Annotated in this window: 21 protein-coding genes; 8 read left to right on the forward strand and 13 right to left on the reverse strand. The window is 63.2% G+C overall.

Going from position 1 to position 20398, the window contains the following annotated elements; translation table 11 throughout:
• The first annotated feature begins 48 nt into the window (after positions 1-48).
• Positions 49-600 carry a hypothetical protein gene (locus QZ564_RS09045; RefSeq protein WP_297108151.1) on the forward strand — a complete coding sequence of 184 codons (552 nt, stop codon included), beginning with the start codon at positions 49-51 and terminating at the stop codon, positions 598-600.
• Here the strand turns inward: QZ564_RS09045 and QZ564_RS09050 are convergent, their stop codons facing one another.
• Entirely contained in the window at positions 601-1926 is a 1326-nt protein-coding gene (locus QZ564_RS09050; protein WP_297108155.1) for a dihydroorotase, read from the reverse strand.
• An 87-nt stretch (positions 1927-2013) separates the two neighbouring features.
• On the opposite strand from QZ564_RS09050, the gene QZ564_RS09055 reads away from it, so the two are divergent.
• The 3 genes from QZ564_RS09055 to QZ564_RS09065 all read left to right on the forward strand — a co-directional run bounded on the left by QZ564_RS09055 (position 2014) and on the right by QZ564_RS09065 (position 4088).
• Complete coding sequence (locus QZ564_RS09055) at positions 2014-2838, forward strand: folate-binding protein (RefSeq protein WP_297108157.1); 825 nt, start codon at positions 2014-2016, stop codon at positions 2836-2838.
• Between the two features lie 68 nt (positions 2839-2906).
• Positions 2907-3524: an HD family hydrolase gene (locus tag QZ564_RS09060; protein ID WP_297108159.1), complete on the forward strand. Its 618-nt coding sequence runs from the start codon at positions 2907-2909 to the stop codon at positions 3522-3524.
• A gap of 114 nt (positions 3525-3638) precedes the next feature.
• Entirely contained in the window at positions 3639-4088 is a 450-nt protein-coding gene (locus QZ564_RS09065) for a hypothetical protein (RefSeq protein ID WP_297108162.1), read from the forward strand.
• Positions 4089-4090: 2 nt separating this feature from the next.
• Here the strand turns inward: QZ564_RS09065 and QZ564_RS09070 are convergent, their stop codons facing one another.
• The 4 genes from QZ564_RS09070 to QZ564_RS09085 form a co-directional block, all read right to left on the reverse strand.
• Positions 4091-4759, reverse strand: coding sequence for a DUF2306 domain-containing protein (locus tag QZ564_RS09070; RefSeq protein ID WP_297108165.1), 669 nt, complete (start codon positions 4757-4759; stop codon positions 4091-4093).
• 100 nt (positions 4760-4859) lie between these two features.
• Positions 4860-5849 carry a cell wall hydrolase gene (locus QZ564_RS09075; RefSeq protein WP_297108168.1) on the reverse strand — a complete coding sequence of 330 codons (990 nt, stop codon included), beginning with the start codon at positions 5847-5849 and terminating at the stop codon, positions 4860-4862.
• A gap of 263 nt (positions 5850-6112) precedes the next feature.
• The gene (locus QZ564_RS09080; RefSeq protein WP_297108171.1) at positions 6113-6667 is read right to left on the reverse strand and encodes a hypothetical protein; all 555 of its coding nucleotides are present in this window, start codon (positions 6665-6667) and stop codon (positions 6113-6115) included.
• A gap of 81 nt (positions 6668-6748) precedes the next feature.
• On the reverse strand, positions 6749-9037 hold the full coding sequence (locus QZ564_RS09085) for a putative PEP-binding protein (RefSeq protein ID WP_297108174.1): 2289 nt from the start codon (positions 9035-9037) through the stop codon (positions 6749-6751).
• Positions 9038-9139: 102 nt separating this feature from the next.
• Between QZ564_RS09085 and ispH the strand changes: the two genes are divergently transcribed.
• Genes ispH through rnhA form a run of 3 tightly spaced genes read left to right on the forward strand, consistent with a single transcriptional unit; the run spans position 9140 to position 11095 of the window.
• On the forward strand, positions 9140-10111 hold the full coding sequence (gene ispH / locus QZ564_RS09090) for a 4-hydroxy-3-methylbut-2-enyl diphosphate reductase (protein ID WP_297108177.1): 972 nt from the start codon (positions 9140-9142) through the stop codon (positions 10109-10111).
• Positions 10108-10632, forward strand: coding sequence for a GNAT family N-acetyltransferase (locus QZ564_RS09095; protein WP_297108180.1), 525 nt, complete (start codon positions 10108-10110; stop codon positions 10630-10632). The genes ispH and QZ564_RS09095 overlap by 4 nt, the downstream gene beginning before the upstream one ends.
• Positions 10625-11095 (forward strand): ribonuclease HI, encoded by a 471-nt coding sequence (gene rnhA, locus QZ564_RS09100; protein WP_297108183.1) that lies wholly within the window; start codon positions 10625-10627, stop codon positions 11093-11095. The genes QZ564_RS09095 and rnhA overlap by 8 nt, the downstream gene beginning before the upstream one ends.
• Here the strand turns inward: rnhA and QZ564_RS09105 are convergent.
• From QZ564_RS09105 to QZ564_RS09120, 4 genes are all read right to left on the reverse strand, one after another.
• Positions 11079-12071: a DUF808 domain-containing protein gene (locus tag QZ564_RS09105; protein WP_297108185.1), complete on the reverse strand. Its 993-nt coding sequence runs from the start codon at positions 12069-12071 to the stop codon at positions 11079-11081. The two genes, rnhA and QZ564_RS09105, sit on opposite strands and share 17 nt — an antisense overlap.
• Positions 12072-12134: 63 nt before the next feature.
• Positions 12135-14159: a glycine--tRNA ligase subunit beta gene (glyS, locus tag QZ564_RS09110; RefSeq protein WP_297108187.1), complete on the reverse strand. Its 2025-nt coding sequence runs from the start codon at positions 14157-14159 to the stop codon at positions 12135-12137.
• A gap of 80 nt (positions 14160-14239) precedes the next feature.
• On the reverse strand, positions 14240-16153 hold the full coding sequence (locus QZ564_RS09115) for a DUF2207 domain-containing protein (protein WP_297108189.1): 1914 nt from the start codon (positions 16151-16153) through the stop codon (positions 14240-14242).
• A 122-nt stretch (positions 16154-16275) separates the two neighbouring features.
• On the reverse strand, positions 16276-16830 hold the full coding sequence (locus QZ564_RS09120) for a LemA family protein (RefSeq protein ID WP_297108191.1): 555 nt from the start codon (positions 16828-16830) through the stop codon (positions 16276-16278).
• Between the two features lie 304 nt (positions 16831-17134).
• On the opposite strand from QZ564_RS09120, the gene rnk reads away from it, so the two are divergent.
• On the forward strand, positions 17135-17542 hold the full coding sequence (gene rnk / locus QZ564_RS09125) for a nucleoside diphosphate kinase regulator (RefSeq protein WP_297108193.1): 408 nt from the start codon (positions 17135-17137) through the stop codon (positions 17540-17542).
• Between the two features lie 15 nt (positions 17543-17557).
• On the opposite strand, the gene QZ564_RS09130 is transcribed toward rnk, so the two are convergent.
• The 4 genes from QZ564_RS09130 to QZ564_RS09145 form a co-directional block, all read right to left on the reverse strand.
• Positions 17558-18481 (reverse strand): glycine--tRNA ligase subunit alpha, encoded by a 924-nt coding sequence (locus tag QZ564_RS09130; protein WP_297108194.1) that lies wholly within the window; start codon positions 18479-18481, stop codon positions 17558-17560.
• A 55-nt stretch (positions 18482-18536) separates the two neighbouring features.
• Positions 18537-18770, reverse strand: a complete 234-nt coding sequence (locus QZ564_RS09135; RefSeq protein WP_297108195.1) for a hypothetical protein — start codon at positions 18768-18770, stop codon at positions 18537-18539.
• A 9-nt stretch (positions 18771-18779) separates the two neighbouring features.
• Positions 18780-19622, reverse strand: a complete 843-nt coding sequence (locus QZ564_RS09140; RefSeq protein ID WP_297108197.1) for a S49 family peptidase — start codon at positions 19620-19622, stop codon at positions 18780-18782.
• A 47-nt stretch (positions 19623-19669) separates the two neighbouring features.
• The coding region (locus QZ564_RS09145; protein ID WP_297108201.1) for a methyltransferase at positions 19670-20398 on the reverse strand (729 nt) is incomplete at its 5' end.

A 20398-nucleotide genomic window follows, 5' to 3' on the forward strand; every position in this document is an offset into this window, starting at 1 on the left:
TTGCCAGGTGGAGCGTGAGGTTCAATGATCCGCGCCGGAGGATCATCCATGCGCCTTGCTGCCCTGTGCCTCGCTGTTCTTGCCGCCGCGCCTGCTGTGGCGCAGGACAATGCCGAGAGCTATCCCTACCCCAAATATGAGATCAGCGCCGATCTGTCGACCTTGCCCGCGCCGGTTGCCGAGACGCGCCAGCGCCTGATCGCGGCGGCGCAGTCGGGCGATATCGAGGCGCTGCGTCCCATCATCGAGGCCCAGACCCATCCGCCCACCGTCTCCTATGGCGGGCCGGACGATGCGGTGGACTACCTCAAAACCTACTCGGCGGATGGCGAGGGTCTGGAAAATCTCGCCATCCTGCTGGAATTGCTGGAGGCCCCCTATGCCGTTTTCGACACCGAGAGCGATGACCCCAGCTATGTCTGGCCCTATCTCGCCGTCGTCGAGGACCTGTCGGCGCTGACCCCGGCACAAAAAGTCGATGCCTATCGCATCCTCACCCATGAGCAGCTGGCCGAGCTTGTCGAACTCGAAGCCTGGTATCACTGGCGCGTCTATATCGGCAAGGACGGCGAATGGCAGGCGTTTGTGGCCGGGGATTGATCAGCCCGCCAGCGCCTCCAGGAACCGCATCGGCTGGCCCTTGCTCGGGGTTACCAATTCGCCCTGCCACATCACACGATTGCCGCGCACAATCGTGCCCACCGGCCAGCCGGTGACAGTGACGCCGTCATAGGGCGTCCAGCCGGCGCGGCTCCTGATCCACTCATTGGTGATGGTCTCGCGCCGCTTCATGTCCACGATAGTCAGGTCGGCATCGTAGCCCACGGCGATGCGGCCCTTGCCTGCAATGCCGAACAGGCGATTGGGGCCGTGGCTGGTCATGTCGACGAAACGCTGCAGGCTCAGACGTCCTGCGTTGACGTGGTCGAGCATGGTGGGCACCAGGGTCTGAACGCCCGTCATGCCCGAATGGCTCTGCGGGTAAGGGTGATCCTTTTCCTCGCGCGTGTGCGGCGCGTGATCCGAGCCCAGGATATCGGCAACACCATTGGCAACGCCCTTCCAGATGCCCTCGCGATGAGCCTTGTCGCGCACTGGCGGGTTCATCTGCGCATAGGTGCCCAGGCGCGTATAGGCGGTTTCGTCCAGCGTCAAATGGTGTGGCGTCACCTCGACCGAGGCCACATCCTTGTGGTCTGCGAGATAGACGATTTCTTCCTTGGTCGAAATATGCAGCACATGGATGCGCTTGCCGGTCTTGCGGGCCAGGTTCACCAGGCGCGTGGTGCAGCTCATGGCCACCTCGGGCGAGCGCCAAACCGGGTGGCTGGAGGGGTCGCCCGGCACGCGCAGGTGCTTGCGCTCTTCAAGCATATATTCGTCTTCCGAGTGGAAAGCGGCGCGGCGGGAGATGGCGCGCAGAATGGCTTCGACGCCATCATCGTCTTGCACCAGCAGCGAGCCGGTGGACGAGCCCATGAACACTTTGACTCCAGCGCAGCCAGGCAGCTTTTCGAGCATGGGCAGCTCGGCGACATTTTCGTGGGTGCCGCCGATATAGAAGGCAAAGTCGCAATGCATGCGGTTGGTGCCGGCGGCGATCTTGGCTTCGAAGGTTTCGCGCGTGGTGGTCAGCGGGTTGGTATTGGGCATTTCGAAAACGCCCGTCACCCCGCCCATGACCGCGCCGAGCGACCCGCTCTCAAGGTCTTCCTTGTGCGTCAGCCCCGGCTCGCGGAAATGCACCTGCGTATCAATGACGCCGGGCAGGATATGCAGACCCTTGCAGTCGACGACCTCGGCTGCACTGCCCTCGATGATGCCGAGCGCGACGATCTTGCCGGCCTTGACCGCGATATCGGCCAAGCCCTCACCATCCTGATTGACCACGGTGGCATTCTTGAAAATCGTGTCGTACTGCGCCATGTCTCGGGTCCCGCTTGTCGGTTTTGTATGGTCTTGTCGATCTGCAAAACCGACATATCGGACGGCAGCTTTGCAAGGCAAGTCACCATGAGCATACATCTGCGCGCCGACCGCGCCCTCTTCCGCTTTTCGGGCCCCGAGGCGCACCGCCTGCTCAATGATGTTCTGACCGGCATCATCCCGGAGAGAGATGACGGGCTCGCCCATTGGTGGGCCTTGCTTTCGCCGCAAGGCAAGATCCTGGCCGAGGGCTTGGCGATTTGGCGCGACGAGGCCATCTGGACCGATGTGCATGTCGGCGCGGCAGACGATTTCCTCAAACGCATGCGCATGTACAAGCTACGGGCGAAGGTCGAGATCGAGGATTGCCGCGAGAGCCATCGCATGGGCTTTTCAACTGGCGCCATCGAGGGCGCGCATCAGGACAAGCGTGGTGCCGTCATACTAGGCTGGCAGGTTATTGCCTCGCTGGCCGAGGCCGAGACCTGGTCGTCCGGCGATTTGGCTTTCCAAAAGGACCGCATCGCCGCCGGCATCCTGATCCAGGGCAATGACTTTCCAGCCAATGACGCCTTTGCCCACGATATCGGCATGGATCTCCTCGACGGCATCGACTTCGTCAAAGGCTGCTATGTGGGTCAGGAAGTCGTCTCGCGCATGAAGCATCGCGGCACGGCGCGGCGGCGGCCGGTGATCATTTCAGGGATCGAGGGCGACGCCGGTCAGCCGGTATTGGCTGGCGATCGTGAGGCGGGGACCATCGGCCAGGTGGTGGACGGCAAGGCCGTCGCCATCGTGCGGCTCGACCGGATCGCGGCCCCGACGGCGGTGACCGTGGGCGGCAAGCCGGTGCGGATCGAATTGCCAAGCTGGGCGAATTACGGTTTCGGCGGACCGGAGGGCGAGGAGTAGCCCTCGTTCTCGAATCGGCTCGATCTGCTATGGCTAGGGCTAACAGTCTGCTAGCCCATTTGATGCCGATGTCCCGCCAAAGCACTCGTGCCTGGCAGCGTATGCTGTCCGGGCGTCGTCTCGACATTCTCGACCCCTCGCCGGTCGATGTGGAGTTGTCCGATATCGCCCATGGCCTGGCGCGCGTGGCGCGCTGGAATGGCCAAACTATTGGCGATTATCCCTTTTCCGTGGCGCAGCACTCGGTTCTGGTGCTTGAGCTGTTCCGATCCGCCAATCCGGAGGTCGAGGCGGTCGCACAATTGCAGTGCCTTTTGCACGATGCCCCTGAATATGTGGTGGGCGACATCATCTCCCCGTTCAAGGCGGTGATCGGGGGCAGCTACAAGGAGGTCGAAAAGGGCCTGCTTGCCGCCATTTTCCTGCGTTTCTCCCTGCCTGCGACCATGCCGGCCAGCGTCAGCAAGCTGGTCAAGAAGGCCGATCAGGAAGCCGCCTTCTTTGAAGCCACCAATCTGGCCGGATTCGATCCGCCTGAGGCGCGGCGGCTGTTCGGCGTACCGGGTCAGTCCGCCTTCGACGTGGAGGCTTTCGACAAACTCATCCGGCCCTGGCCCACCCAGCAGGCGCATGAGCGATTTATGCTGGCATTCGAAGACATTAGCCGCCTCCTTCCCGCCCCCTGACAGTTCCTGTGCAGATTAACCCTAAAGCGGGTTTGCTGTTTCTTGGCTGGCACCGGATGGTTACTGATCCGTTAAGGCCTGTGTGCCGAAGTGGAACAGTATGGAGCGCCTGCGATGAACCTGCCAAGCCGCCACATGCTCATGGGCATGACCCTGGGCGCCATCTGTGCCACCGCGCTCGCCGCGATCGGTCCGGGCTATGTTCTGGAAGCCTTCGCCGACGAAATGCCGGCCGGCTTCGACACCGACAATCTCGTCAAGTTCGACGGTCGTGACTATGAGGTCGACTATGCCGACTGGGTTTCGACCGACCCGCTTTCCTCGAGCACTGTCAAGAAGATAGAAGCCGGCAAGGTAACCTATGTCAGCATCACCACGACCGCCACGGGCACCTATTCAACGGACGGCTTGACCTCGAAGCACGTGCAATATCCGGGCATTGACGTGACCGAGGTCACGCCTGACCGCCGGAACTGGGTGCGCTTCTGGACCAATGGAAGCTGGTACAGTTTTTCGAGCCGCGCCGGTCATTCCTTCCTGCGTCTCAGCGGACCGACCCGCTGACGCTAGGCGCCCACTGCAACCGCGCGCCTGATGGGTGTGCGGCTGCGCACGATGGCCCACTGCGCCACCACAAGATTGATCGCCCAGCCGGCGCCGAGCATGAGGTCACCCACGATCGGTGTCGGCTCGCCGAACATCAGCAGCACGGTAATACCGATCAGCATTTGCGTACTGGCCCCAAGGCCCAGCGCATAGGCCCTGATCATGTGCGGACGATGTTCGTCGAAACGCCGCCGCCGCGCTGCCCGATAGCCCTGCACCAGAAACCAGAGCATGGCCAGACCGGCCGCCGTGCGGAACCAGTAGAGCAGCGGCCCTTCATTGCCCAGCAGCGGATAGAAGTTGGTAAGCCAGAGTCCGGATGTGGCAGCCAGAACTCCGGCAATGACCAGCACGCGCCCAGAGAACCTGTGCCACGGGCTGCGCCGCAAGGTCGTGGAAAACTGTAAAGCGCCGACCAGGGCAAACAAGCAGGCGCTCACGATATGCAAGACCACCGGCACGGGCATGACGAAGAAGCGCGACGTATCCGCAAGCATTTCGGGCGGCGCGCCCACGTCCGCAAAGCGCACGACCATCCGCCCGACTGCGGGCAGCAGGGGCAAGAGACCTAGTACGATCAGCAGGGCCAGCGGCACCCAGTTGCTCAGTCTGTTCGCGTTTGCCGTCATTTGATGCGCTCCGTGGCCGATTGTCCCGGAGCACACCACGAAGCGCGATCAAACAAAATTGCAGATAATTGCCGATACGTTATACATCAACGCATAAGCGTCAGCCGAACAGCCACCCACGCTTGAACTTGTAGAAGACGTGCAACCCGATCTGGGTGACCTTGGTCATGCGCGGCGCCCAGGCCGGGCGGACATAGGTAGCGTGGTAGTGGGTGGCATCGCCCACCTCGGTGAGATAGAGCTCGCCGCGCGTGACCTTGCCAGCGATTTCTTCCGCCTGCTCCCAGGGCTTGCGCTCGGTCACGGTCTCGGGAATGCCGTCGCAGGCAAAGGAGAACTGGCAGGCGTTGCGGCGGTTCTGATTCTGGAACACGACGCCGCAAATGGTGTCGGGATAGCGGTGATCCTTGACGCGATTGAGGATGACCTGGGCCACGGCGACCTGACCGCGATAGACCTCACCGCGCGCCTCGAAATAGATGCCGGTGGCGAGGCACCAAAGCTCCTTGTCGGACAGGCCGGCCATGGGTTCGCCCTGTAGTTCCGTGACGGTCGAAGGGGCCGTGGCGCGGGCATAGGCCAGTTGTTCGGGCACCGATACGGGAAGCGTCACATCGGCCAAAGTCTCGCCTTCGGCCTTGGGGGCGATGCCAGCGATAGCGTCAAGCGCGGCTGCCGCATTGGGGTGCAGGGAAGCAACCGAAATGCGCGGACCGGCCGCCGCCTCAGCGTTGACCTCTGCGTCGGCAATGCTGGACTGGCCAAAGGCGGCGGGATCGGACGGCGCGCGCAGGGCGGCAATCTGCAGACGGGCAGCCTCGAAGCTCTTCGAAATGGCCAGGGCGTCGACCGCGGGACGGATGCGGTCGGTCTTTTCGGCGCGATTGGGACCGGTGAAGCTGGCGCTGGCGAAGAGGTGATCGACGGAGCCGGTTATGATTGGATCAACGCCGGAATAGCTCAGGCTCGCCTGGGCAATTTCGACCGGCTGGGGCTGGCCGGGCAGACCGGCAGTGCCAAGGGGGGCGGAGCCCGGACCAAAGGCTGCGCCAGCGAGGCCGACATAGGCAAGGGGGGCCAGCAATGTCATCGCAAACGTCCTTGCGACAACACCTGTTCGGCTAACCGCTCTGACCGGGCGCATGGACGCGGCCGGCCGGTGGGAAAGGGCCATAAACTCTACTCAACGCTACGCAACACAACTCAAGCCCGGCAAATGTGACGCTCAAATGCCGACTGTCGTGATGATCGGTTATTAAGGTTAGCGCTGGGTAAATGGGGTTCGGGGCGCGCAAAGGGCGCGTTTATGGCCTCCCTGCGGCAATGGGTGCGACAAAGTGTTTCGTGATGAGCCTATTGTCCGCAGGCGGCCATGACCGGCGCGACTTCGTCGGCGAAGTCGGCGACGCGGAAGCGGACGGAGAGCGAACGCGTGGTCGCCGGCGTCACCCGAACGGTCAGATTGGTGGCGCCAATCAGTCCGTCTAGAAAGCTTCTGGCATCCCGCGTGTTGTCGATCAGTATGGCGGTATTGTCTTCATTGACCGGCAGGGTCGAGCTTCTGGCGCGCTGCAAATCATACTGCAGGGTGATGCCGGTATCACTGCCCAGGGCCGACATGGAATTGCCAGCAAAGCCGAAGGCCACCTTGAGCACATCGGCTTCGCAAAAAACGGTGATGGTCGCAGGCGCCCGGCCGCTGGGGCGGGCGGGGATGAGTTGCTCGGATTGGAGCGTCACACTTGTCGCTTCCGGAACGATCCCGCCGGGGCGGAAGATCTCGTCGTAGCAGACAAGGCGCTCGGCATCGTTGTCGATAGGCGCACATTGTGCCCCCGATTGCGCCTGGGACGGCCCAGCCAGCCCCAAAAGCACCAGCAGCGCCAAGATGAATGCAGGACTTCTCACGTACACTGGGCCCTTCCCTTGTCCCGGCACTTGCCGGCCGGCTTTATCACTCATCGCATATAGGCATGCGATCGCAGCTATTTAAGCGGAAGCCTGCGCCAAGGTCAGCCGGGCCACCGGAACACGATAGGGTGAGCAACTGACATAGTCGACGCCCAGCCCGGCGAAGAAATTGAGCGAGGCCGGATCGCCTGCATGTTCCCCGCAAATGCCGATCTTGAGCCGTGGATTGGCCGCACGCCCCCGCGCAATGGCAATCTCGATCATCTCGCCCACGCCTTTTTCGTCAATGGTGACGAAAGGATCGCGCTCGTAGACGCCCTTGCGCTGATAGGCGGCCAAGAAGGCCGGCGCGTCATCGCGGGAGATGCCGAAGGTGGTCTGGGTCAGATCGTTGGTGCCAAAAGAGATGAAATCGACCATGGAGGCGATGTCACCGGCGCGCAAACAGGCACGCGGCAGCTCGATCATGGTGCCGAAGGAAAAGCGGATGCGGTCCGACCGGCCGAGACCGGCATTTTCGAGTATCGCCATGGCCCGCTCGCGGACCCAGGAGACTTCCGTGGCCGTCGAAACGAAGGGCACCATGACCTCAACCGCGACGGGTTGATTCTGCGTTTCGCTCGCGGCGCGGGCGCCGGCCACCACTGCCTGCATCTGCATCTGCAAGATTTCGGGATAGGTGATGGCGAGGCGCACACCACGGTGGCCAAGCATGGGGTTGATCTCGGCGATACGTTCGAGCCGCAGCCGCAGCGCCCGCACCGCCACACCGAGAGAGGCTGCCGTTTCCTCGATTTCCTCGTCGGTACGCGGCAGGAATTCGTGCAGGGGCGGATCGAACAGGCGGACCGTTACGGGCAGGCCCTGCATGGCTGAAAACAGTGCCGAATAATCCCCGGTCTGAAAATCGACCAGGCCGGCAATGGCGCGGGAGCGGGCATCCTCGTCTTCCGACAGAATCATGCGCCTGAGCGCCACCATGCGTTCTGGCGAGAAAAACATATGTTCGGAACGCGCCAGCCCAATCCCCTCGGCTCCGAAGCTGAGGGCGGTCTGTGCCGACTCCACGGTTTCCGCATTGGTGCGCACGGCAATCTTGCGGCTGGCATCGGACCAGCCAAGCAGCTTGCCGATCGCGCCGCCGATCTGGGGTTGGGCCAGGGGCAGTGTGCCCAGATAGACTGCACCATCGGTGCCGTCGATGGTCAGGCGGTCCCCGGCATGAAACTCGCGGTCGCCAATACGACAGACCATTTCCAATGTATCCACCGTCAGGCTGCGAACCCCGGCGACGCAGGGCTTACCGGTGATGCGCGCGATGACGCCGGCATGGCTCGACATGCCACCCCGCGCGGTGAGAATGCCGGTGGCGGCCTTCATCCCTTCGATATCGGCGGGGCCGGTTTCGTTGACCACCAGGATGCAGTGCTTGCCGCGCGCGCGCAGCCGCGCTGCATCGTCGGGGTTGAAGGTGATGATGCCACTTGCCGCGCCCGGGGACACGCCCAGCCCCATGGCTATCGGGGTCGCCTCCTCAGGAGCCTTCAGTCGCGGATGCAGCATCAGCGCCAGACGGCTGGCATCCACCCGCGACACCGCACCCTGCGGCGTCCACACCTTGCGCTCCACCCGGTCGACGGCTGCCTGCAACTCGGCGCCGGCGCTGGCCTGCACCGGCCGCGCTGACAGAAAGGTGACCTTGCCGCGGTTGATAGCCACCAAGCAGGCCATATGCCGCCCGGCCTTGGCATCAAGCAGCTCGATCAGGGCGTTGACGTCACTGGGCAGGCGCGGCAACGGGCTGCCATCAAGCGGTGCCGGGCCCATGGCGCCGGTGGTGGCGTTGCGGCTCAGGAACTGCTCGATATCGCCTTCGGCAAAGGCCTGAACCAGAACGATCTGGCGGCTCCGGTCATCCTCGTGACGTGGCCCGGCCCAGCCGCGCCCGGAAAACCCATAGCTTTCGAATGCCTGCTTGATGGCCTTGGCCAAGGGCCGCGTGGGATCGACCGAATCCTCCGGCGCGGCGGGCGCGGCAATGCCCAGCCGGGCCGGCGCCAATCCGCTATTGTGAGAGGATGCGGAGGTGCGCACCACCAATTGCGGCGGCGAGCCGTCCTTGGCAACGAGCTTATAAAGGCAGGCAACCCAGTGGGTGCGCAGCCGCGTGTCGCGACGGGCACGTTCGGACTGCAATTCTTCCCAGGCGGCACGCGTGATGGCGATGGTGGGAACGGTGGGGAAGCCGGCCTCGCCGACGCGAAAGATCCACCGCGCCTTCCCGGTGAGTAATTTGAGCTGGCCAGCACTCAGGTTCGCTTTCCCCATCGCCGGGGCAATCGCAAACATTTCCTGCGCCAAACTCACCTGGAACCGTCCTGGTCAAACTATTGCGTGCATATTGCCTATGCCCTGCCCCGGCTGCAACAGCACTTGACTTGCCGGGGCTGCGAAAGCATCTCTCCTGCCATGGAAAAAAGGCCGCACCTCGATATTCTGCTCTGCGCACCGCGCGGATTTTGCGCTGGCGTCGATCGCGCAATCCAGATTGTGGAACTGGCGCTTGAGAAATACGGGGCACCGGTCTATGTGCGCCACGCCATCGTGCACAACAAATATGTGGTTGAGGGCCTCAAGGCCAAGGGCGCGGTGTTTGTCGAAGAACTCGACGAGATTCCAGACACCGAGGCGCCGGTGGTTTTCTCGGCCCATGGCGTGCCCAAGAGCGTGCCGGCTGAGGCCAGGACCCGCAACATGTTCTTCCTCGACGCCACCTGCCCGCTGGTGAGCAAGGTGCATGTGGAGGCCTCGCGCCATTTTGAGGAAGGCCATGAGATCGTCCTGATCGGCCATGCCGGTCACCCCGAAGTGATCGGCACGATGGGCCAGTTGCCCGAGGGGGCGGTGACGCTGATCGAGACCGTGGAGGATGCCAACGCCTTCACCCCGCGTGACCCGGAGACCCTTGCCTTTGTGACCCAGACGACCCTGAGTGTCGACGACACACGGGAGATCGTATCGGCGCTCAAGACGCGTTTCCCCGCGATCAATGGTCCGCACAAGGAAGACATTTGCTACGCCACTACCAACCGGCAAGAGGCCATCAAAGCCGTGGCACCGCTGGTCGATGCGATGATCGTGGTGGGCTCGCCCCACTCCTCCAATTCTCAGCGTCTCGTGGAAGTGGCCCTGCGCAATGGCTGCAAGGTCGCTACGCTCGTCGACCGGGCCAGCGAGATCGACTGGTCGATCTATGGCAATATTGCCTCGCTGGGCGTCAGCGCCGGGGCCTCGGCACCGGAAAGCCTGGTCGAAGAGGTGATCGACGCTTTCGCCGAGCGGTATGACGTCAAGGTCGAGACCAAGACCACGGCCGAAGAACACATTGCCTTCAACATTCCCCGCGTGCTGCGCAATCTCGAAGCGGCCTCGGGGCGATGAGCCTGGATCTGTTCGAGACCGAGCGGCTGGTGCTATCCGGCTGGCGGATGGATCAGCTTGACGATCTGGTCGCCCTGCATGGCAATCCCAATGTGTCGCGATATCTGACCGCGAGCGGAGCGCCTTGGACGCGGGAGCAGGCGGAGGCCGCCCTCAGCGGCTGGATCGAACTGTTCGAAACGCGGCAACTGGGCAAGCTGCGCCTGACCCGAAAAAGCGATGGGAAATTCATTGGCCGTGCCGGCTACGGCATTTATCCCCGTACCGGAGAACCCGAGATAGGCTTTGCCCTGTTCGAGGAGCATCACGGGGCGGGTTATGCGACGGAAGCGGCGGCGGGCTTGCGGGACTGGATCTTCCGGGAGACCAGTGCCAACCACTTTATCGGCTTTGCCGACACCAGGAACGCCCCGTCCCTCGCCGTCCTTAAAAGGATCGGCATGGAAGAAACGCATGTCGAGACTGAACCGCACGGGCTCATCTGCCAGTTCCACATCTACTACCGGCCGGCCGATGTCTGACAGGGTCACTATCCACACCGATGGCGCCTGTTCGGGCAATCCGGGCCCCGGCGGCTGGGGCGCCATCCTGCAGTTCGGCAAGCACCGCAAGGAATTGAACGGCGGCGAGGCGCTGACCACCAACAACAAGATGGAATTGACCGCCGCCATCGAAGCGCTCAACGCGCTCACCCGGCCTTGCGCCGTGGACCTTCATACCGACAGCCAATATGTCAAGAATGGCGTGCAGAGCTGGATCCACGGCTGGAAGCGCAATGGCTGGCGCACCGCCGACAAGAAGCCAGTCAAGAACGTGGAACTGTGGCAGGCGCTGGACGAGGCCACCAAGCGGCACGATATCACCTGGCACTGGGTCAAGGGCCACGCCGGAGACGAACTCAACGAACGCGCCGACGAGCTGGCGCGCGACGGCATGGCGCCGTTCAAGAAAAAGAAGGTCGAGGGCTTTACGCCGCCGTTTTAGGCCGCTTGGGCAAGAGTTTCTTGATGGTGGCCCAGACCGGACTGATGACGTAGCCCACTACCGGGATCAGCAGCGCGCCAAGCGCCAGGCCGATGACGAAATCCACCAAAGCGGTGGCCAGCCACCCGGCCACCTCGGCAATGGCCGGGAATGCCTGTTCGGCCCAGTGGGCAGCGGCTTCGATGACATGTTCCGGGCCGGCGATGCCGAATTCGTAAAGGCCATGGGCGATGATGGAACCACCGACCCAGGTCATGGCGGCAGTGCCGACGAGACTGAGGCCCTGCATGAAGACCGGCATGGCGACGACGATGCCGCGCCCCGCGGACCGGCCGACGCCCGTTCGCGCGGTTTTGGCCAGCCACAACCCGAAATCGTCGGCCTTGATGATCAGCGCCACTGCGCCATAGACCAGAACGGTGATCCCCACCCCGGCGACCGCCAGAATGGCGGCGCGGGACCAGAAGTCGGGGACTTCAATGGCGGCGAGAATGATGGTCATGATCTCGGCCGAGAGGATGAAGTCGGTCTTGATCGCCCCGGCGATCTTCTGCTCTTCCAGCGAGTCCGGTGCGATGGCTGTATGCTCGATCGCGGCCTCGTGCTTTTCCGCCTCGTGCGGCGCGAAGAGGTGGAAGACCTTCTCGGCGCCCTCGTAGCAAAGATAGGCGCCGCCGACCATCAGAAGCGGTGTGATCAGCCAGGGCAGGAAGACGGAAAGCAGCAGCGCTGCTGGAAGCAGGAACAGCAATTTGTTCCTGATCGAACCCCAGGCGATCCTGCCGATGATGGGCAGCTCGCGTTCGGCCGTGAAGCCCTTGACATAGCTCGGGGTGACGGCCGCGTCGTCGATCACCGCCCCGGCGGCCTTGGCGCTGGCCTTGGCAGCCTGCCCCGCCACGTCGTCCAGCGAGGCCGCCGCCACCTTCACCAGGCCTGCAACGTCATCGAGGAGTGCGAGAAGGCCGACCGACATGAATGCCCCGCTTGGCTATTGGTGGAAGACAAGAGCCGGACCGCGTGTGCCCGGCTCCCGATGCTATCCGGCAACCTTCCCGAAATCGGCCACCAGATGCATGGTATCGCGCAAGCGGGCCAGAAGATTGAGGCGATTGGCGCGGACCGCCGGGTCGACATCATTGACCAGAACCGCCTCGAAGAAGGCATCGACAGGCGCGCGCAGGGTGGCCAGCTCGGCCATGGCGCCCTTGTAGTCGTCTTTTGCCACATGGGCCGCCACGGCCGCATGAACGCCATCGATCGCGAACGCCAGCGCGGTTTCTTCGGGCTGCTTCAGCGCCGACAGATCGACGGAGCCGTCATAGGCCTTGCCGTCCTTCTTTTCTTCAGCGGCCAGGATATTGGCGGCGCGCTTGTAGCCGGCCAGCAGATTGGCGCCATCGTCGCTGGACAAGAGCGACGAGAGGGCCTCAGCCCGCTGGGTAATCTGCAAGATGTCATTGCTCTCGGCCGAAATCACCGCATCGACGAGGTCGTGGCGCGCGCCGGCATCGCGCAGCGTGACCTTCAGGCGATCATGGAAGAAGGCCAGAAGGTCCGGCTCAACCTCAAGCGGGAACTTCAGCCCATTCTCGGTGATGATGCGAATGACACCCAGCGCTGCGCGACGCAATGCGAAGGGATCGCGCGAGCCGGTCGGCTTTTCATCGATCGACCAGAAACCGGACAGCACATTGAGCTTGTCGGCCAAGGCTACTGCGATCGAGACCGGTTCGGTCGGCACGCGGTCGGAGGGGCCCAGCGGCTTGTAGTGCATCTCGATGGCATTGGCGATGGCGGTCGGCTCCTTCTGGGCGGTCGCATAATAGCGCCCCATCAGGCCCTGCAGTTCGGGGAACTCGCCGACCATGCCGGTGACGAGATCGGCCTTGGCCAACATGGCGGCACGCTTGGCCAGTTCGACATCGGCCCCCACCTTGGGCGCTATTTCGGCAGCCAGGTGGACAAGACGCTCGACCATGGCAAACTGGCTGCCCAACTTGGCGTGGAACACCATATCTTCCAGCTTGGGCAGGCCATGCTCCAGCGGAATGGCCAGATCGCCCTGATAGAAGAAGGCGGCGTCGGAAAGGCGGGCGCGGATGACGCGCTCATTGCCAGCCACCACAACGGCGCCACCATCGGCGGGGATGGTGTTGGCGGTGATGATGAAATTGGGCGCAAGCTTGCCTGAGGCGTCGCGCAGGCAGAAGCATTTCTGGTTGGCGCGAATGGTGGCGATAATGACTTCCTCGGGCAGTTTTAGGAAATCAGGGTCGAACGACCCCATCATCACATTGGGCCACTCGACCAGGCCCGCCACCTCTTCGAGCAGGCCTTCGTCGTGGATGACGGTCAGGCCCTGTGCGAAGGCGAGATTGTCGGCGTCGGTGCGGATGATGTCCTTGCGGCGATCAATATCGAGCACGACCTTGGCGCGCTCGAGGGCGGTCTGGTAGTCGTCCAGACGCTTCACGCGAATGGCGTCGGGCGACAGGAAGCGATGGCCGAAGGTGGTTTGCCCCGATTCCAGCCCGGCCACGGAAAACGGCACCACGACGGGTTCATCATTCTCGGTGCCGAACGTGGCAGTGACGGCACGCAGGGGACGCACCCAGTTGAAGCTGCCCGAACCCCAGCGCATGGATTTGGCCCAGCCGAAATCGGTCATCACCTTGGGCAGGATGCCAGACAACAGGTCCACGGCGTCGGCGCCCGGCCGCTCGATAACCGCCACGTAGAAATCGCCCTTTTTCGGGTCGCTTTCGATCTTCGCCTGGTCGATCGAGCTCAGCCCAGCCGAGCGCAGGAAACCGTCAATGGCCGGTTGCGGCGCGCCGACCTTGGGACCTTTCTTTTCCTCGCGCGTATCGGGTGAGCGCGCAGGCAGGCCCGACACCGAAAGCGCCAGACGGCGCGGCGTGACAAAGGCCTTGGCGCCTTCATAGACCAGGCCCACATCGACAAGTGCGTTGGTGACGGCTTTCTTGAGGTCCTCGGCCGCACGGCGCTGGAAGCGGGCGGGAATTTCCTCGGAGAAGAGTTCGAGCAGCAGTTCGGGCATGAAGGGCAACCGGTTGTCTTGGGCGTGTGCGTGATTAGCGCGGGGGCGCGGGGATGTCTATCGGCTGGGGAACGCTTTGGCTACCAGCCGCCGCCACCGCCGCCGCCACCTCCACCGCCTGACGAGCCGCCGCCGCCGGAGCCGGATGAGCTGGCCTGGACCGGCTGGGCGGCCACCATGGCGGCCGCCATGCCGGATGATGCCGTTGCCACGGCCTTGGCGATATTACCGGAATTGAACGAGCGGCTGCCGGAATACCAGTGTGGCGAATAGGAACCGCCTTCGGCATCGCTGACCGCATGGCGGGCCAGTTCGGCCTCGAAATGCTCCGACCACGGCTTTTCCACGCCCAGCGCGATGGCGTAGGGCAGGATGCGCTCGAAGCGTTCGACGGTCATGGGCGGTTCATTGACGATATTGAGGCGGTTCTTCTCGGCCGTTTCGAGGTAGAGCTTGAAGCCATCGATCTCGTCCATGACCTTGCGCCCCTGCACCGTGGGCGCCCGCATGAGCACGGCGAAGACGACGCAGATCAATACCATCGACCCAGCGGCCAGGGCGGCCGAGTTGATGGTGAAACCGGTAAAGGTTTCGAGCAGTCCGCCCCCCATGTTGAAGGCAAATATGCCGACGAAGATCAGTGTGATGAAGCGCTGGATGGCGCCGCCTGACCGGATGACGCCGAAGATGACCCCGCCGATGACACCCATAAAGACGCCACCGAAAACGGCGGCGAAGAGCCAGATAGGCTCAAGCACGTCGAACACCACCATGCCCACGATCATCGCGGCGGCGAGCACGAAGCCGAAGCCGGCAAAGCCCCAATTGTTGTTGAACCAGACCTGGCGGTTCTCGCTCTCTATGGCGCTGGTAAATTCGGTGCGCTTGGTGCCCAGATCCTTGCCATTGGCCTTGTCGAACGTCACGGCGCCGCGGCTGTCGAAATAGGAGAACAGCACCTGTTCGCCGACTGGCAGTTTGGCTTCAGGTCGCTTGCCGGTCACCGAGACCGTCAGCGTCTTGCCTGGATTGCGGACGGAAACCAGGCCCTTCACCCCGAGATTGAAGATGGCCGCGGTCATGGCTGTCCAGCCCGCGTTGGAAAAGCCCCATTTGTGCACATAATGGGTCAGCGCCGGGGAGAAGTCGCGGGGCGGATGAAACAGCGGAATGATCGTGCCCTTGGGCGGATCGCGGCCGACGCGCATCCAGGCGGTGAAGCTGTAGACCAGCAACAGGATGACGGCCAGAACTGGCAGCCAGGCCTCGCGCAGGTCTGAAGCGGTCTGCAACAGGGCATCCATTCCCTCTGGATAGCTGACCACGCCCTTCTGGAAGGAAACGGCAAAGCTCATGCCTTCCCCGGGCGCCAGCACCCTCTGGGTCCTGAAGATCGCAGTGGTGTCGCTTTCCCGGGTCATTGATACGGCGCGTTCCCGCGAGCCAACAGCACCGGTATAGGCGGCCATATCCTCGATCACGGCGGCTTCGGGCAGGCGTACGCGCGCCACCGAGGTCAATATGGGAAAGTCCCAGTAATTGCCGGTGGCGTTCCAATACACTTCATCGCCCATGCCATCGGCCGTGGGCCGCGCCATCCGGTTCATGGTGTAGTTGATGGTGTAGCGGTGCTCGCCGGTGCGCAGAAAGACATCCGGGTCGCCGATCCAGATGCGCTGGAAATCCCCCATGCGCTCGACCCGGAACATTTCGGGTTGGCCATCGCGCGTGACGGCCTCGACATCGAGATCGATGCGGATCTTGTTGCCGCTTTCGCCCAGCATGGTCACGGGAATGTCGCGATAGATGCCGCGCCGGATCTGGTTGCCCTCGGCATTGACGTCGATGGTTTCCAGAACGTCGACAGACCCGTCGGTGCGCAATTGCACATCGGACGCGAAGGCGCGGATTTCCTCGCGGGCCATGGCGGGCATGGCGAGGGCGAGAATGGCCAGCAGGATGGCGAACAGGCGGGGGAACATGGAGAGTTTCATGGGTGCCGGTGTTTCCTCACACTCGTAAGCATCCCGGCCTGAAGCCGGAATCCATCTCGATATCTCAGGATGGCCCCCCGCCTTCACCAGGGTGACAGCCAGTGGGCATGGCCGCCGCTGTGCTAGAACTTGACCTGCGGGACGGCGCGGTCGGCTTCGTTCTCGAGTTCGAAATATTCTGCCTGCTCGAACTTGAACGCATTGGCGATCAGGTTCGAGGGGAAGCTTTCGACCTGGATATTAAGGTTGCGCACCGCGCCATTGTAGTAGCGGCGCGACATCTGGATTTCGTCTTCCACCTGCTGCAGAGCCGTCTGGAATTCGAGGAACGTGGTGTTGGCCTTGAGGTCGGGGTAGGCCTCAGCAACGGCGAGCAATCGGCCCAGAGCCGCGGAGAGCTCGCCTTCGGCCTTGGCGCGGGCTTCAGGGCCCGCCGAGGCGGCGCTGGTGGCCTTGGCACGGGCATTCACAACAGCTTCGAGCGTCTCGCGCTCATGGGCCATATAGCCCTTCACCGTCTCCATGAGATTGGGAATGAGGTCGGTGCGGCGCTTCAATTGCACATCGATGCCCGACCAGCCCTCGCGCACCATTTGCCTGTTGGAGACCAGCGAATTGTAGATGACGATGGCGTAGCCGACCACGCCAACAACGAGAAGAAGAATGACCCATTCCATGATTGCGCTCCCTCAAGCGATATGCGGCGCAAACTGGCATTGTGGCCGGGGCTTTGCAACGCTTGCGTGGCCATGGCCTTGACTTCCCGCCGCCAATCCCTAGCTTTTAAGGCATGAACACGCGCCACTGGCATCGCTGCAGCTTCCTTCACGCAAGCTAACCACCCTAGGCATGCCCGCGCCGGAGCCTGCTTAGGGCTCCCGAACATCATGTTCTTACGCCGGCGCCCCGTTCCCAAAGACATTCTGGCCCACCGATTGCAGCGCTTTCGAGCGCGCCGGGGCATTCATAAAGGAAAGACCAATGACTGAAATCCGCCGCGACCTGACCCCGCCCCTGACCCTGGGCAAGGCCGACCACGCCAAGCTCTATGCCCTGGGCGAAGCCGGGCTTGATCGCAATCCCGACCTGGCAGAGATCCTGCTCACCGAGCTCGATCGCGCCAAGGTGGTCAGCGATGCCAAGCTGCCCGACGGCGTGGTCCGCATGGGCTCGCGCGTTACCTATGAGACCAATTCGGGCCAGGAGCAGACCGTTACCCTGGTCTATCCGGCCGACGCCGATATCGAGGCGGGCCGCATCTCGGTGATGACCCCGATCGGCGTCGCCCTGATCGGCCTCAAGGCCGGGCAGTCGATCACCTGGCACGACCGCGCCGACAAGCGGCACAAGCTGACGGTGATCAAGGTCGAGGCACCTGTGGCGGCCTGATATCAAGCGGCGCGGTTATTCCGCGCCGCCGCCGGCAGTTTGCAGCCAGGCTTCGCCGCAGGCCTTGGCCAGTTCGCGGATGCGCAGGATGTAGCTCTGGCGTTCGGTGACCGAGATCACGCCGCGCGCATCGAGCATGTTGAAATTGTGCGAGGCCTTGACGACGTGCTCATAGGCCGGGATCGCCATGGTCTGGCGGTTGCCCTCGGCACCCTTTTCGAGAATTGAACGGCATTCCTTTTCCGCATCCTCGAAATGGCGGAACAGCATTTCGGTATCGGCCGCCTCGAAATTGTACTTCGAACTTTCCTGCTCGTTTTGCAGGAAGACATCACCATAGGTGACCTTCTCGTCGCCGGTCCGGCCGTTGAAATTGAGGTCGTAGACGTTTTCCACGCCCTGCACATACATGGCGAGGCGTTCCAGACCATAGGTGATCTCGCCCGGCACGGGGGAGCACTCAAAGCCGGCGACCTGCTGGAAATAGGTGAACTGGCTGACTTCCATGCCATCGCACCAGCACTCCCAACCCAGCCCCCAGGCCCCCAGGGTCGGGCTTTCCCAATCGTCCTCGACGAAGCGGATATCGTGCGCGGAGGCGTCGAGCCCGATGGCGGCCAGCGAGTCGAGATAGAGCTGCTGGATATTGTCGGGCGACGGCTTCAGGATGACCTGAAACTGATAGTAATGCTGCAGGCGATTGGGGTTCTCGCCATAGCGCCCATCGGTGGGCCGGCGGCTGGGCTGCACATAGGCGGCCTTCCAGTGCTTCGGACCCAGGGCGCGCAGAGTCGTGGCCGTGTGAAAGGTGCCAGCGCCCATCTGCATGTCATAGGGCTGCAGGACCACACAGCCCTGCTCGGCCCAGAAGTGCTGCAGCGTAAGAATCAGGCCCTGAAACGAATTCTTCGGGTCCATATGGGCGGGGCGAGCGGTCATGTCAGAAGTCCTGCAATTATGCGGGACAAAGCTCTAGTGGCGCAGGCCGAAGCGGTCAATGCCGCTTGTCCGCATCGCTCCCATCCTTGGGTCGATAGGTTCCGTCTTCGTCGCGCTTGAGGTCGATGACGCCCGGCTGGGCGCGCTCGGCGCGGTCGCGTTCCCGCGCCAGGCGCTTCGCCTCCTCGGCGTCCTGGTTGAACTTGGTCGACCAGTCTTTCCAGATGCGGCGCACGCCGAAATAGATCAGCAGGCCCAGTCCGACAAACAGCAATATGCGCAGCAGCATCAGCGGCCCCTAAAGTCCCAGACGCGCCCACCAGGCGCGATCCTCAAGGGAGGTGGTGAGGTCATCTACCACGCCCTGGGCAGAAAATCCCAGCCGGGGCAGCGCGAAGAAGGGGCGCCTGGGTGCGATCGGCTTGAGCACAACGTCCGGGCCGAAGCGTTCGCGCAGGGTGGCGTGGAGGTCGCCGATGCCGTCGACAAGCCCCAGCTCGACACCCCTGATCCCGGTCCACCATTCCCCGGTAAACAATGTATCGTCCTCCGCCTTAAGCCGGCCCTGGCGGCCTGCCTTGACGTGGTCGATGAAGACCTCGTGAATATCCAGTTCGAAGCGTTTGATACGTTCCACATCCTCGGCCTTTTCGGGCAGGAACGGGTCGAGCGTGGACTTGTTGCGTCCAGCGGTATGGACGCGGCGCTCGATGCCGAGCTTGTCGATGGCGCCGACGAAACCGAAGGTTGCCATGATCACGCCGATGGAACCGACAATGGATGAGGGATCGACGAAGATCTCGTCGCCGGCCACGGCGATGAAATAGCCGCCCGAGGCCGCCGCGTCCTCCACGAACACCAGAACGGGCTTGTTGTGCTGATTGGCGAGGTCGCGGATACGCTTGGAAATCAGCCGGCTCTGCACCGGGGAGCCGCCAGGCGAGTTGATGACGACAGCCACCGCCGGCGCCGCCTTGACGGCGAATGCCTTGGCCAGGAGCGGCTCAACCGTGGCGATATTGAGCCGTCCGGGGCGCTGCTCGGCGGCGATGACGCCCTGCAGGCGCACGACAGGCACGACCGGCGGGCGATGAATGAGGCGGCTGAGCCAATTGCGCTTGCCGGCAGGCGTATCGGACATGTCCACTCCGTTGGATTTTCTCGTCATTTAGGCAGAGGGGCCGCCCATTACCAGTCCAGCACCGCTGCGCCGCGGAGAATGGCATCGAATTCCGGGGTGAAGGCATTGCCGTCCGGACCGTGCAAAGGGCGGGAGGGCAACAGGGTCAGCGGCGCGCGTGACCCCTTGACCCCGCGCAGAATGACACGCGAAGCCGGTGCGCCGGGCCGTGGGGAAAGCGGCAATATGGTGATGTCGCCAAAGCGGCGGTCGAAGGCACCAAGCAGCGCCGCCAGGCCCTGTGCGGGATAGATGAATATGGCCATGCCAGCAGCCCTGGTGGCCGAGGCGGCGCATTTGACCCAGAGTTCGATCGCCTCGGTTTCCATATGCCGGGCATTGGCGCGGGCCGTATCCGCCGCCTGCGTACCGGCGCCGAAAAAGGGTGGGTTGGCGATCACCACATCATAGCCGTTGTCTGCCAAACCGGCCGCACGGCGCTCCGCGCCTTTGGCCGCAATGTCGACCGCGAGCAGACGGGCCCGCGCGCCAAAGCCGTTCACGTCAATATTGATCCGCGCAAGCGCCAGCGTCGGCTCGTCCCGCTCGGCCAGATCGGCGGCGCCTGCGCGATCCATGGCCAGTGCGACCAAGCCCGCGGTGCCCACCCCGGCACCCAGATCGAGCAGCCTGGCGGTGCCGGCCGGCACCGACGCTCCCAGCAACACGCTATCGAGCCCGGCCCGAAAGCCCTTTTTGGGCTGCGACACAGTGAGCCGCCCGCCCAAAAAGGCGTC

Source organism: uncultured Devosia sp. (assembly GCF_913055165.1).
Taxonomy (GTDB): domain Bacteria; phylum Pseudomonadota; class Alphaproteobacteria; order Rhizobiales; family Devosiaceae; genus Devosia.

Excerpts from the sequence above, each read along its gene's own strand:
- QZ564_RS09045 (WP_297108151.1), top strand. The coding sequence starts at position 49 with ATGCGCCTTGCTGCCCTGTGCCTCGCTGTTCTTGCCGCCGCGCCTGCT.
- QZ564_RS09050 (WP_297108155.1), bottom strand. The coding sequence starts at position 1,926 with ATGGCGCAGTACGACACGATTTTCAAGAATGCCACCGTGGTCAATCAG.
- QZ564_RS09055 (WP_297108157.1), top strand. The coding sequence starts at position 2,014 with ATGAGCATACATCTGCGCGCCGACCGCGCCCTCTTCCGCTTTTCGGGC.
- QZ564_RS09060 (WP_297108159.1), top strand. The coding sequence starts at position 2,907 with ATGTCCCGCCAAAGCACTCGTGCCTGGCAGCGTATGCTGTCCGGGCGT.
- QZ564_RS09065 (WP_297108162.1), top strand. The coding sequence starts at position 3,639 with ATGAACCTGCCAAGCCGCCACATGCTCATGGGCATGACCCTGGGCGCC.
- QZ564_RS09070 (WP_297108165.1), bottom strand. The coding sequence starts at position 4,759 with ATGACGGCAAACGCGAACAGACTGAGCAACTGGGTGCCGCTGGCCCTG.
- QZ564_RS09075 (WP_297108168.1), bottom strand. The coding sequence starts at position 5,849 with ATGACATTGCTGGCCCCCCTTGCCTATGTCGGCCTCGCTGGCGCAGCC.
- ispH (WP_297108177.1), top strand. The coding sequence starts at position 9,140 with ATGGAAAAAAGGCCGCACCTCGATATTCTGCTCTGCGCACCGCGCGGA.
- QZ564_RS09095 (WP_297108180.1), top strand. The coding sequence starts at position 10,108 with ATGAGCCTGGATCTGTTCGAGACCGAGCGGCTGGTGCTATCCGGCTGG.
- rnhA (WP_297108183.1), top strand. The coding sequence starts at position 10,625 with ATGTCTGACAGGGTCACTATCCACACCGATGGCGCCTGTTCGGGCAAT.
- QZ564_RS09105 (WP_297108185.1), bottom strand. The coding sequence starts at position 12,071 with ATGTCGGTCGGCCTTCTCGCACTCCTCGATGACGTTGCAGGCCTGGTG.
- glyS (WP_297108187.1), bottom strand. The coding sequence starts at position 14,159 with ATGCCCGAACTGCTGCTCGAACTCTTCTCCGAGGAAATTCCCGCCCGC.
- QZ564_RS09115 (WP_297108189.1), bottom strand. The coding sequence starts at position 16,153 with ATGAAACTCTCCATGTTCCCCCGCCTGTTCGCCATCCTGCTGGCCATT.
- QZ564_RS09120 (WP_297108191.1), bottom strand. The coding sequence starts at position 16,830 with ATGGAATGGGTCATTCTTCTTCTCGTTGTTGGCGTGGTCGGCTACGCC.
- rnk (WP_297108193.1), top strand. The coding sequence starts at position 17,135 with ATGACTGAAATCCGCCGCGACCTGACCCCGCCCCTGACCCTGGGCAAG.
- QZ564_RS09130 (WP_297108194.1), bottom strand. The coding sequence starts at position 18,481 with ATGACCGCTCGCCCCGCCCATATGGACCCGAAGAATTCGTTTCAGGGC.
- QZ564_RS09135 (WP_297108195.1), bottom strand. The coding sequence starts at position 18,770 with ATGCTGCTGCGCATATTGCTGTTTGTCGGACTGGGCCTGCTGATCTAT.
- QZ564_RS09140 (WP_297108197.1), bottom strand. The coding sequence starts at position 19,622 with ATGTCCGATACGCCTGCCGGCAAGCGCAATTGGCTCAGCCGCCTCATT.